This is a genomic window from Clostridium chrysemydis, assembly GCF_015234215.1.
GTDB lineage: Bacteria > Bacillota > Clostridia > Clostridiales > Clostridiaceae > Clostridium > Clostridium chrysemydis.
Map to the genome: position 1 here is coordinate 153,041 of NZ_JADEKP010000003.1, position 12,615 is coordinate 165,655.

Here is a 12,615-nt window from a genome sequence, read left to right on the forward strand (position 1 = left end):
GTATAGGTGGTTTGGGTTTGAAAAAAGAGGTTTTAGCATTAGTATTATTTTTAGTAATATTTACTCCGAATGATTTTGTTTTTGCATTGGATGAGGGAGCTTTAAAATCAAAGGAAGAAAGCTTTAAAAGTGAGAAAAATACTGTACTTTCAAAGGATGTTTTTATAGATGGTATACCTGAAAATTCGACGTTATATGTTGGAGCTGATATTAAAATAAAAGGGTATGTAGACAGTAACGCTACTAAAAAAGAAATCGAATGGAAGGTTACAGGAAAAGATAGTGTTATAGATTTTTCTAAAGATGGAAATAAGGCATATATTAAAGGGAAAGAAAAGGGAAGAGTTTGGGTTATGGCTAGGGCTTTAGATGGAAGTGATAGATCTAGGGAATACACTGTAAATGTTAGTGATTATCCTAGTGATAACGTAAGTAAATCCCTTATAGCTTTAAATATTGTGCCAGTTTTAAAAAGGAGCGATTCTACTCTTTTAGTTGAAGTTAAGAGAAGTTTAAGCTTAGAGGATAAAAAGAAGTATTTAGATAATTACTTTAAATCCTTAGTAAAAATAAATAAATTAAAATATAATAGTAGTTATTTAGACGATTACTATGAATACTTTTCTTTAAATTCTGGAAAAAATAAGATAGAAATCAGGGTAGATAGATTTGATATTTCATATTCTTCTATAAAAGATATGATATTAAATATTGATAAATATAATTCCTTTGAGGAAGTTTTAGAAGATAAAGAGACTGATAAAAGACCTGAGAAACCTGAAGAACCTAAAGATTTAGAAAACTCTTCAGAATTAAAAGAGGACAATGAGGAAGAAATTAAAGAGGAAGTTAAAGAAGACGTAGTGAAAAAAGATCCTATAATAATTACATTTGATGATAAGCCTAAAAAAGAAGATTTAGATTATATTAAAGGTTTAATAAAAGATAAAGAAGTTAGGCTTATTAGAAAATTTGATTTAGGGAATTATACTTCGTATCTTTTAAGGGTTTTTGATAAAGGTGAAGACGGGACAAAGAATGATTTTTCTATAGAAATAAGGGTTAAAAAAGATGATAAAGTCTCTTACGAATCTGTTATAGAAATGTTAGATAAAGACTTAAAAGTAAAAGAAGAAGAAAAAGATACTACTAAAGCTAAAGACGAAGTCTCTTTAAGTGAGGAAAAGGAAGAAGAAATTAAAGAGGATAAAGAGGACGTTAAAAAAGAAGATAATAAAGAAATAAAAAAGGATAAAAATGAGGCTAAGCCCTTAGAAGAAGGGGATTTAGAGGGCGAAAATATAAAAGAATTACCATTTTTATTACCTTTTGTAGGCTTATTTCTTTTAAGAAGAAAACACCAGTAAAAATACTGGTGTTTTAATTTTCTAAAGGAATCATAATGATTGATGAAAATTCTTTAGAGTCTTTATTTATTTCGTATATTCCATTAAGCTTTGATACTGTAGATTTTATGTTAGATATTCCAAAGCCGTGGTTTAATTTATCTTTTTTAGTTGTGAAAATATTATTGTTTTTAATTACAAGTTCTCCATTATAATTGTTTTTAACTTCTAAAACTAAGTTAGAATTAATTATTTTAGCTTTTACCCTTATATAGGGAGATTTTTTAAGCTTTTTAGTAGCTTCGATTGAGTTATCTAAAAGGTTTCCAAAGATTATACATAAATCAAAATCAGAAACTTCTAAGGGGCTAGGAACTTTTATATCTAATGAAAGATCTATATTATTTAAAGCGCAGATTTCTTTTTTTGATAGCAAGATAGCATTTAAAATCTTGTTTTTAGTGTATAATTCGTTTGTTTTATAAGAATCTACTCCTAAGTTTTTTAGGTAATTTAAAGCTTTTTCCTTTTCATTATTTTCTATTAAAGTGTGAAGTGCTATTTTGTGGTTATTTATATCGTGAGATATTTTTATTATATATTCTTCTTTAGATTCTAGTCTTTTTAGGTTAGAGATTTGTAAGTCATATTGCATATTTAATATTTTGTTTTTGTGCTTATAGATAGATAAATCGTATGATTTTGATATTCCAATTAAAATAAACACCTCAAAATATAGCTCTAATAAAATTGAAATAAATATTATGTAAGTGACAAGTGGTGCGTGTTTTGAGTAAAATAACACATATAAAAGACTTAAATTTTTTATTATAAGTAAAATAAACATAGATAAGGGAATTAATTTATTTACTGAATCTAATATGTATTTAAGTTTTTCAAAGTTTAGTATCTTTATAAAAAGTATTTCAAAGACTATATATAAGACAATAGAAATAAAATATGAGGTATAAAGATAAGGCTTGTTCTCAAAAATCAAATAAGTGTTATTTTTAAGTAATATTTCAAAAGAACTAGAAACTGCTATAAGTGATATAAGTAATAAATAGTATGATTTTAAAGTTAATAAATAAATATTAAACATTTCTTTTTTGTAGAAAAAAGAAAGAGAAATCGAAGCTATAATTATGTAAAAAATAAAGCTCAAAATGCTTATCTTATTAAAAAACACACCTAGGAATAATAAAAATATAAAAATTTGGCTAAAAGAAAGGGTTGGTATTATATCTTTTAACTTAAAATTAAGGTGAGTTTTTGATATGTAAATTATAAATACTGAAGTTATAAAAAAGTAAATTAAGGCTATTTTAAACACTCCTTTAACTAGAAAGCTTAACCTTTATATAAGATGTAAATATATCTCTAGATGAGGATAAATACTTACTGCTTATAGGTAATGCTTTATTTGTTGTAGTTATTAAATCCTTTGAAATTATATTTTTTACATAGAGTAAATTTACTAGAAAACTTCTATGGATTCTTAAAAAATTTCTATCTTTTATTTCTTCTTCTAAGTTTGACATCTTGTTATAAAAAGAGATTTTTTCACCGTTTATAAGGTGGGCTGTTATTTTTCTTAAGTTTGATTCAAAGTATAGGACTTTGTTTAAATCTAATGTGAAAATATCTTGATTATTTTTAACGTAAAAGATACTTTTCTTATTTAATTCTATTTTTTTATATACATCTAAAAATTTAGATTTGATATCTTCTTTTGAAAATGGCTTTAAAATATAACTAAAAGCATTAACACTATAGCTGTCTAAAGCGTAATCTTTGCTGCTAGTTACAAATATTATAAAAATATCAGAAGAAGTTTTTCTGATTATTTTAGAAGTTTCTATTCCGTTTAGTCTATCGTTATCCATTAATATATCTAAAAAAATAACATCAAAATAGCTTTTATTTTTACCGTAAAAATCTAAAAGGTCTTTTGAAGATTCAAATGATGTTATTTCTATATTTAAGCCTTCGCTTTTAGATAAATCCTTTAATATTTCTGATAGTTTTTTAATAAATAAATAGTTATCGTCACATAATCCAATTTTAATCATAAAAAAAACCTTTCTTTTTAGAGATATTTGTATTATACATTAAAATTTCATAATTTTACAATAATTTGCAGTGTATCTTTAATTAAAAGTTACAAAAAGTACCTTAAAACTTGCAATTATATATACATAAAATTTACCAAATTATATACTATTAATGTAAAAGTTAACATTTAAAACTACTTAGAAAAGAGCAAGGTCACAGAAATGTGATTTACGCAAAACTATAGGGGCTAAGGCTTTTTTAGCTATGCCAGCCAGCTGCCTAGAAGTAAAAACTTCGAGGGTTGATTTTCTAAAAAATTAATTTTAGGAGGGTAAATTTAAATGGCAAAAAACCATGCGAAAATCAGAAAAATAATAGCTACAACTATTATGGCTACAGTGGTAGCATCTACTATTTCACCTACTTTAGAGGCATTTGCAGCAAATAATAGTAGGGAAATTACACAAAAAACAAGTACTAAAAACCAAAGTCAAAAACGTAATGTAATGTACTATGGGGATTGGTCTATTTGGGGAGGTCAAGGGAACTTTTATCCAAAGGATATTCCAGCAGACCAGTTAACTCATTTAAACTTTGCGTTTATGGATTTTGATTCTAATGGAGACTTAGTATTTACAGATAAGGATGCTGCAACAGGGGCGCCAGTCGGACAAGCTGGAGTTCAGTGGGGAGCACCAAACGCTGGAATTTTAATAGCACTTCAAGAACTTAGAGCTAAGAATCCTAACTTAAAGATAGGAATATCTGTTGGGGGATGGTCTAAGTCTGGAGATTTCTCTTTAATAGCTAGAGATAAAAATAAGAGAGATAACTTTATAAAAAATATTATAAAATTCGTAGATTACACTAATATGGATTTTATTGATTTAGATTGGGAATACCCAGGTGATGTAAGGCAGCCTGACTTAGTTGATAATAAAAATGATGAAGGTGCTATACATTCAATCCCAGAAGATAAGGAAAACTATATAACTTTACTTGAAGAATTAAGAAGCGCTTTAGATAAAAAAGGAGTTGAAGTTAATAAAGACTACGAATTATCAGTAGCACTTCCTGCACCTAAAGCTAAAGTGGACTTAGGAGTAGATGTTGATAGATTATTTAACGTAGTAGATTTTGCAAACATAATGACTTATGACATGAGAGGGGCTTGGGACCCTGTAAGTGGTCACCAAACAGGACTTTATGCAAACCCGAATGATAGCTTAAAAGGGAATAACTTATCAGTTGATGAATCAGTTGATTATCTTTTAAGTAAGGGCGCAGAACCTGAAAAGATAGTTATAGGTGCAGCTTATTATACTAGAGGTTGGAATAAGGTATCTAAAGGAGATAATAAGGAATTACCAGGATTATTTGAAGATGCTGAAAAGAACTCAAAAGATGCAGATCAAACTCCGTCATATGGAGCTCCAAACGAAGCACCACTTACTGTCGGGGACGGGGGACGTAGTAGCGGTGTTTGGTCTTACAGAAGTTTAGATAAGTTAAAAGCTAATTATCCAGGGCTTAAAGAATATTGGGATGACACAGCTAAGGCGCCATACCTTTATGACGAATCAACAGGGAAATTCTTTACTTATGATAACGTAAAATCCATAGAAGAAAAGACTAAGTATGTAAATGAAAATAATCTAGGTGGAGTGATAGGCTGGATGGCATCTCAAGATTCACCTACTAATAATTCTAGTAGAAGAGATGAATTAACTACAGCTACTAAAAAAGGTCTTTTTGGAGAAAATGAATTACAAAAGCATGATATAGGATATTCTAATTTAGATATTTCAGCCACTGTAAATACTTACGAACAAGAGTGGGGAGTAGATAAAAAAGGATATGAGATAACTATTAAAAATAATGAAAAAGCAGAAGAGTCTAATGGAGTTTTAAAAGAAGTTGAAAGAGGTGCTGAAACTATAAAAGCACCAAAACTATATTTAAAAACTGACAAGGCATTAAATAGAGGAGATTATACATCTGGTACTGTAACTTATGAAAATGGATATACAGTTGTAGATTTAAAATCAGTTTGGGAAGGTAAAAATATAGAACAAGGACAAACTTATACATTTAAATTATCTGGAGATGCTAAGATTGAAAGCATAGAGATAGTTCAACGTATGTCTGAAACTGGACCTGAAATTTACAAACAAACTATTTTTGGAGAAAAGGTGCCAGAAGTTAATAGCGCACCTGTACTTAGCGGAGTTTTAGATAAAACTATTAAATTAAATGAAGATTTTGATAAGCTTCAAGGGGTTACAGCAACTGACAAAGAAGACGGAGATTTAACTTCAAAAATAAAGGTAGAAGGAACTGTAGATACAAGCAAAGAAGGAAAATACACTTTAACTTATAAAGTATCTGACAAAGAAGGACTAACTACTACTAAAAATAGAGTAATAACTGTAAAGGCTGAAGAAGTTACACCTCCAGAAGTAAATGAAGCTCCAGAATTAAAAGGAGTAGAAGATAAAACTATTAAATTAAACGAAAAGTTTGATAAGCTTCAAGGAGTTACAGCAACAGATAAAGAAGACGGAGATTTAACTTCAAAAATAAAAGTAGAAGGAACTGTAGATACAAGCAAAGAAGGAAAATATACTTTAACTTACAAAGTATCAGACAGTAAAGAATTAACTACTACTAAAAATAGAGTTATAACTGTAGAAACTGAAGAAGTTAAGCCACCAGTAGAAGATTCAGACTTTGGAGTTGGAAAAGGAGTAGAGTGGGCAGAGCAAGTTAATGCACCTTTTGCAGATATGACAGCTTGGAATAATGGAGATTTCTCTGTAAATGGAGCTTTAAATTTAAAGAAAATATCAGAAGATACAGGAGTAAAATTCTTTAACTTAGGATTTATTCAAGCAACTTCAGGAGTTCAAAACGGAAAAGTTAACTGGGGATTTGGAGGGTTTGATGTCTTAAGTGAAAGACATAAAGATAACACTCAATACCAAGGTATAAAACAAGCTATAAAAGATGTTAGATCGTTAGGCGGAGACGTTGCAATCTCTTTAGGTGGTTTAAATGGAACTGCTATTTGGGAAGTTAGTCAAGATGTTGATGTTTTATATAACACTTATAAAGAAATAGTTACAGGCTATGGTTTAACTAAGATTGATTTAGATATTGAAGGTGCCACTTCAACTAACAAACAGTTAAACATCCAAAACGCTAAAGCAATAAAGAGAGTTCAAGATGAAACTGGCGTAGAAGTAGTTTTAACTTTAGCTGTTTTACCTAGCGGTTTAACAAATGTTCAGTTAGATGTTTTAGAAGCTTACCTTTCTCAAGGGGTAAAGGTTGATTTAGTAAATATTATGACTATGTGCTACGGACAAGCTACTCTTCTTCCAGGTGAAAACTACGGAACAGCTTCACTTAGAGCAGTAGATAGCACTAAAGATCAATTAAAAGAATATTATAAAAAGTATGCAAATACAGAATTAACAGACAAAGAAGCATATAGAAAAATAGGAACTACAGTTTCAGTAGGATTTGAAGGAGAAGCACACCCAATCTTCCCTAAAGAGTGGACTAGCTTAGTAGTTGATCATGCTATAGAAAAAGGGCTTGGAATGACTTCAATGTGGTCTATAAATAGAGATTCTATGGCGCAATCAAATAAAGGAATATACGCTCCATACGAGCATATAAACCTATTTAAAAAGTTTGGAACAGGAGAAGAAATTCCAGATAAAAATGCAGCTCCAACTTTTAGTGGAATAGAAGATAAGACTATTAATTTAGGAGATAGCTTTAATCCATTAGAAGGAGTAAAGGCTAACGATAAAGAGGATGGAGACTTAACTTCTAAGATTGAAGTTACAGGAAAAGTTGATACTTCAAAGAGTGGAAAATATACTTTAACTTATAAAGTATCTGATAGTGAAGGATTAGAAACAACTAAAACTAGAACTATAACTGTAAAAGATAACTCTATTGTAGAAGATACTTTTGATATTAATAAAATCTATTATGGCGGAGAAATAGTTATCTACAAAGGTGAAGAATATAAAGCTAAGTGGTGGGTTCAAGGTGAAGCACCAGACAAATCACAAGCTTTTGAAAAGATAGTTAAACCTAATGAAGACGGAAGCTTAAACTGGTATGAAGGAATGGTTTGTACTGGTGGAATGCAGGTTTCTTTTGAAGGAAAGATATATGAAGCTAAATGGTGGACAACATCAAAGCCAGGTAGCGATGATTCTTGGAAATTAATCAAATAAAATATTATAAAGTTAGAAAAAGTAATGAGTAAGAAGAAAAGGGCATGGTATTTAAAAATATCGTGCTCTTTTTCTATTAATATATTTACTTTAATAAAAACAAGTATCAATATGGTGAAAATAGTAAATGCAGAAAAGGAAGAAAGGATGCAGTAAATTATATCTATCGCTAAAGGCTTTGCCTTAGCGGTAGATTTTTTTAGTCATATTAAAGTCATAACTTAAGCATTTGAAAGGCATAAGTTGAATTTAATATAAGATTAAAGATAATAAAATAAAATGGAAAAAGAAGGAAAGTTGGATTTTAAAGATATTTGAAACTCAGAATTAAAGGGGTAGCAGAAAGGGAGTATATAGATGTTTATTTTAAGAGACATAGTGAAAAAATTTAATGGTGTAAAAGTAATTAAAAATCTAAATCTAGAGATTGAAGGAGGGCTAAATTTTATTGTAGGACCATCTGGAAGTGGAAAATCAACTTTATTGAAAATAATTAGTGGGATAGATAGAGACTACGAAGGGGAGGTATTTTATAGAAGTAAGCCTATTAAAAGGTTTAAAGAGTCTCAATTAGACTCTTATTATTATAATTCAGTTGGATTTATATTTCAAAACTTCAAGCTTATAGATCACTTATCAGTTGAGGATAATGTAAAGGCTATATTAGAACTTGAAAATATAGATAAAAATGAAATGAATAGTAGAGTAGATCACATATTGAAAAGATTAGCACTAGAAAAATTTGCAAAGAAAAATGTTTCTCTTTTATCAGGAGGACAAAAACAAAGAGTAGCAATAGCTAGAGCTTTAGTTAAAGAGCCAGAGGTAATAATAGCAGATGAACCTACTGGTGCTTTAGATAAAAAGACTTCTAAAATGATAATGGATGTACTTAAAAAAATAGCTAAAGAGAGAACTGTAATAGTTGTAACTCATGATAAATCAGCAGTTACAGAAGATAGTAATTGTTTTTTATTAAATAATGGTGTTATTGAAAAGATAAACTCAGCTAAAAAGGTACAATTATCAGAAGAAAAAAAGAAAATAATTAAACCTAATTTATCAATAAAAATGGCAGTTGTTCAAGGAATAAAAAATTTTAAAGGTTTATTTTTAAAATTTTTACTTACAGCATTTATATTAATGTTAGCATCATATTTTTTATTATTAAACTTTAGTGGAACAGTAGCTAATGAAAATAGTGAAATTTTAAATAAATTAATCTTAGAGAGAGGAAATAATCTTAGAGATTTAGACTTAGCAACAAGTATGATGTCAGGGGTAAGCACAAAGGGTGAAAAGGGAGCTTCATTAGACATAGAACAAGATGTATCAAAAGCATTTGAAAGGCTAAGAAATGATCCAAGAATAGAATTTATTATTCCAGTAGATGGAATACAAAATATGAAGGTGCAATTAGATGGAAAAGAATATGATATAGAAAATAGTAATACAGTTCCAATAGTAAATGAGGTTGAATCAGGAAGAGTTCCAAATATGTCAGGTAGAGAAGTTGCTATAAGTAAAAAGTTTGTTGAAAATCTAAATTTAAAACCAGAAGATGTTATAGGTAAAACTATTTCTATAGATGGAGTCGCTTTTGATTGGTCTTCAGGAAGTCCAAAAGAAGTCAAAATTAAAATAAGTGATGTGAAAATAGTAGGAGTATTAAATACTAAATATACAATAGATTCTCCATCATATGGAAAAGAAGAAATAGAATTAGAGGATTCTTTTATATATGGGCTAGATGTAGTTAAAGATATAAAAAAGCAATCAAATTCAAATACAGATAACCTTTCATTTAGAGTACGAGTTAAGGAAATTAAAGATATAATGCCTATAGTTAACGAGCTAGAAAAAGATGGATTAACACCTATAGGTGAATTTGAGACTGTTAAAGATATCTTAAAGATAAGTGATGTAAGTAAAGATCAAACTAGCTCAGTTTCAGTTATACTTGCTGCAATTGCAATGATAGTTACAATCTTAATAACACTAATAAATGGATATATAAGAAAAGGAGAGTTTGCAATTTTAAGTATTAATGGATATTCAAAAAAGAGTATTGCGATTTTAAATATAATGGAATATATACTAATTTCAATAGTATCAGCAATAATGTTTGCATTAGCATTACCAGTTATAAATAATATATCAAAATCTATTTTTGATATGGAGATTGTAGGAGTAAATACAAGATTATTAGGTGCAGGAATAGTTATATCTTTAGGACTACTTATGGGAATTCTATCGGCTATTATATTATCTAATTTAAAGACAGAAAATAATTTAATGAAGGGTGATAGATGATGATAACTTTAAGAAATTTAGAAAAGAGTTTTAAAGAAGTAGAAATATATAAAGAGGTAGATTATTCTTTTAAAGAAAATAAATTAACATGTTTTTTAGGACCTAGTGGATCTGGCAAAACTACATTATTGAATCTTATAGCTGGTTTTGATACAGATTATAAAGGAGATATAATTTCTTTTGGGATAGACTTAAAGAGTTTATCAAAGGATGAACTTTGTGATTATAGATTTAATAAGATTGGGTTTGTTTTTCAAAATTATAATCTTTTAAATGGCTATACTGTACTTGAAAATGTGCTTATGGGAATAAATTTAAACAATAATATAAAAGAAAGAGAAAAGATTAGGAGAGCTTTAGATTTATTAAGCTCTCTTAAAATTACAGATAAAAAAGATCAAAAGGTTGAGACTTTAAGCGGTGGGCAAAAACAACGAGTAGCTATTGCTAGAGCATTAATAAATAAACCAGATATAATTTTAGCTGATGAACCAACAGGAGCTTTAGATGAAGAAACAAGCCTAGAAATAATGAAAATATTAAAGGAAATATCTAAAGAAAAAACTGTTATAGTAATTACTCACGATGAAAACGTCTCAAAGTTTGCAGACGAAATAATAGAACTTGAAAATAAAAATTTAGTTATAAAAAAATTAGCAAAGGATGATTTAATAGAAAATAAATCAGAAAAAAACAAAAGCAATTGGATAAAATCTAAATTGAATAATAAAATAGAAAATAAAATAAGTTTTAAAAATTTCAAGATTCATTTTGTAAAATTTGTCCTTGTTGGAATTATAATCGCCCTTGGATCTGCTTCCTTTGTTTCGGCATTATCTTTAAAGGATATAAATAAGAAAGCAATTAAAGAATTTAAAGAGAAGAATTTTTATTATAATTTATGTCAAATACCTATAGATGAAGGTACTAAAAAAAGTCCAGAGGATATAATAAATATCTTAAAAGCTAAAGAAGGAATTAAAAACATATATTATCAATATGATTTACAAAATATAACTTTAGAAAATAATGATAAATCCTATACTATAGACTACAAAACGCCAACAGCTATACCAAAGGAAAGCTTAGTTTATGGCACTATGCCAAAGGAGAAGGAAAAGGAAATAGCTATAGCTATGAATTTAACAAAAAGATTAGTAGATAATCCTAAAGATATTTTAGGAAAAGAAATAAATATTAAGTATAAGGATAAAATGGGAAAAACTAAGGAAATAAAATTAAAGGTTAGCGGATTAACTAATTCTAAGTACCAAGATTTTATATTAAGTAGTGATATAGAGAAAGAAGTTTATGAGAACTATGTAAAGGACGGGGATAAAGTAAAAGCAATTTATTTTGAAATAAGTGATTTTTCTAAGATTCCAGAGATTCATAAAGAATTAAAAGATTCAGGGTTAGATGTTTTAACAAAGAGTGAGGATGTTAAGTCTTTTCAAAATAGTTTTGTAAGATTAATTAAACTTTTTACATCTATAGCTTATATAATTTTAATTTTAGGAGTTTCTATAAGTTCAATTATGTTATATAAAATTTCAGTTGAGAGGTATTCAGAGGTTGGTATTTTAGGGGCTATAGGGTATAGTAAGAGAAATATTAGTAGAATAATGTTTAAGGAAAGTTTATATTTTTCTTTAATTTCAACAGTAATTTCTTTTGGTTTGATTTTTATAATATCTATTATTTACAAAAGTCAATTTGGTTATGGGTTAGAGTTAGGTATGACCTCATTTATTATTTTAATACTTGTAAATGTTAGTTTAACTTTAGGTTTAACAAATTTAATAAGTTTTAAATTGATAAAGACAGAAACTGTGAAAGCTTTAAGGAGTTAGTTTAAATAAAAATGACAAGTAGAAAGATAAAGTGATAAACTTAAAATATAAGCAAGGCATCAGTGGAGGAAGTTAAATGGTTAATAAAACAGTACTAATAGTAGAAGACGAAGAAAAAATAAATAAAATGGTTTGTGATTATTTTAAGTTTAATGGATTTGAAGTTATAAGTGCAACTGATGGAATGGAAGCAGTAGATAAATTTAATAAAGATATAGATTTAGTAATTTTAGATGTTATGTTACCTAAATTAGACGGATTTACAGTTTTAAGAAAGATAAGAAAAAGATCAGACGTTCCTGTTATGATGGTTACAGCAAGGGCTGAGGACGAAGATGTATTAATGGGATACGAGTTAAAGGTAGATGATTATATAATTAAACCTTTTAATCTAGAGATATTAATTGCAAAAGCTAAGGTGCTTTTAGATAGAATTGACTCAATGGCTAAAGAAAAACATAAGGAAAGAAAAGATATATTAAAATATAATGGGGTTAAAATTGATAAACTTCAAATGAAAGTTTTCATTGAGGAAGAAGAAATTGAACTTGAACCAAAGCAGTTTGAAATATTAAAATACTTAATGGAAAATAAGAATATTGTTATATCAAGGGAAAAATTATTAGAGGAAAAATGGGGGTATGACTACTATGGGAATACTAGGGTAGTAGATTCTCAAATAAAGAAACTTAGAAAAAATTTAAAAGATAAGTCTTATTGCATTAAAACAGTCTTTGGAACAGGATATAAGTTTGATGTGGAATAGATTTATAAAAAGAAGTATAGCATCTA

The 12,615-nt window shown here is 28.1% G+C and carries 7 protein-coding genes and 1 riboswitch; of the genes, 5 read left to right on the forward strand and 2 right to left on the reverse strand.

Features of this window, described 5'->3' with window-relative positions; translation table 11 throughout:
• Window positions 1-17 precede the first annotated feature (17 nt).
• Window positions 18-1,367 carry a hypothetical protein gene (locus INR60_RS10795; protein ID WP_194191542.1) on the forward strand — a complete coding sequence of 450 codons (1,350 nt, stop codon included), beginning with the start codon at window positions 18-20 and terminating at the stop codon, window positions 1,365-1,367.
• A 13-nt stretch (window positions 1,368-1,380) separates the two neighbouring features.
• Here INR60_RS10795 and INR60_RS10800 read toward each other — a convergent pair whose 3' ends face one another.
• Both INR60_RS10800 and INR60_RS10805 read right to left on the reverse strand, forming a co-directional pair.
• Window positions 1,381-2,448, reverse strand: coding sequence for a sensor histidine kinase (locus tag INR60_RS10800; protein WP_194191543.1), 1,068 nt, complete (start codon window positions 2,446-2,448; stop codon window positions 1,381-1,383).
• 235 nt (window positions 2,449-2,683) lie between these two features.
• On the reverse strand, window positions 2,684-3,418 hold the full coding sequence (locus INR60_RS10805) for a LytR/AlgR family response regulator transcription factor (protein ID WP_194191544.1): 735 nt from the start codon (window positions 3,416-3,418) through the stop codon (window positions 2,684-2,686).
• A 179-nt stretch (window positions 3,419-3,597) separates the two neighbouring features.
• Window positions 3,598-3,684, forward strand: a riboswitch (cyclic di-GMP riboswitch).
• A gap of 58 nt (window positions 3,685-3,742) precedes the next feature.
• On the opposite strand from INR60_RS10805, the gene INR60_RS17555 reads away from it, so the two are divergent.
• From INR60_RS17555 to INR60_RS10825, 4 genes are all read left to right on the forward strand, one after another.
• On the forward strand, window positions 3,743-7,657 hold the full coding sequence (locus tag INR60_RS17555; RefSeq protein ID WP_274380441.1) for a glycosyl hydrolase family 18 protein: 3,915 nt from the start codon (window positions 3,743-3,745) through the stop codon (window positions 7,655-7,657).
• Between the two features lie 357 nt (window positions 7,658-8,014).
• Entirely contained in the window at window positions 8,015-9,970 is a 1,956-nt protein-coding gene (locus INR60_RS10815) for an ABC transporter ATP-binding protein/permease (protein ID WP_194191545.1), read from the forward strand.
• Window positions 9,967-11,823, forward strand: a complete 1,857-nt coding sequence (locus INR60_RS10820) for an ABC transporter ATP-binding protein/permease (protein ID WP_194191546.1) — start codon at window positions 9,967-9,969, stop codon at window positions 11,821-11,823. Before INR60_RS10815 ends, INR60_RS10820 begins: the two co-directional genes overlap by 4 nt.
• A gap of 76 nt (window positions 11,824-11,899) precedes the next feature.
• Entirely contained in the window at window positions 11,900-12,589 is a 690-nt protein-coding gene (locus tag INR60_RS10825; RefSeq protein ID WP_194191547.1) for a response regulator transcription factor, read from the forward strand.
• The last annotated feature ends 26 nt before the right edge of the window (window positions 12,590-12,615 follow it).